A 731-nucleotide genomic window follows, 5' to 3' on the forward strand; every position below is an offset into this window, starting at 1 on the left:
CCGTTGAAGCGGTAATGCTCTTCGGGATGATGGTGAAGACTTTATTTGCAATGCTGATAGCGTAGTTGCCGCCGGCAGTCAGTGAGCCTTGAGTGATGGGATACGTCCCCGGTTTTTCGTTGGAGGTGCGGGAGAGCACGCCGCTAAAAATATCCCCATCGAGCAGTTCCGGACTCCAAGTGTAAGTCAGCTCCGGGGGGTCGTCGGTGTTGTAAGTTTTACTCAGATTATCGCCCGGCGTGACCACGACAGGCAAAGGGGTGATTGTTGCCGTAGCGACAGGCTGTGCTGCCAGTTCGTAATTATCTTTGTGTGCACCGGCGAGCGCGAAGCCGTCAAATATGACCGGTTTGTCCGGTCCTGCATTTTTATCGGCAAAAGCCGCTGTGCCTTTTTCCACAGTTACCACATCGCCGACATCCTCAACGATGCCAACGATATTGCCCGTACCGCTAAAGGTAGCGTTCGTAGTGCCATCGTAAGTTCTGCTATCGACGGAAAAACCTGTGAGCGTAACCGGCTTGGGTGTAATCGCGGCGGTGGCTACGACATCAGCCGGCTGAGCCATCAACTCATAATTGTCTTTTTCCGTGCCGCCGAGCGTGAAATCGGCAAATGTAACCGACCGTGTGCCCACATTTTTGTCGGCAAAAGCAGCCGAAGCATCCAATAGGATTAAGTCATCCCCCGGCACTTTATTATCAATATCCACCGCGGCATTATCCACTGTG

The 731-nt window shown here is 52.9% G+C and carries 1 protein-coding gene; it reads right to left on the minus strand.

Annotated features, from left to right (window positions below; translation table 11 throughout):
- A partial coding sequence (locus tag ASC50_RS02455; RefSeq protein ID WP_226995347.1) for a YDG domain-containing protein occupies nt 1–731 on the minus strand: 731 nt, incomplete at both ends.

This window comes from Candidatus Symbiothrix dinenymphae (assembly GCF_001431085.1).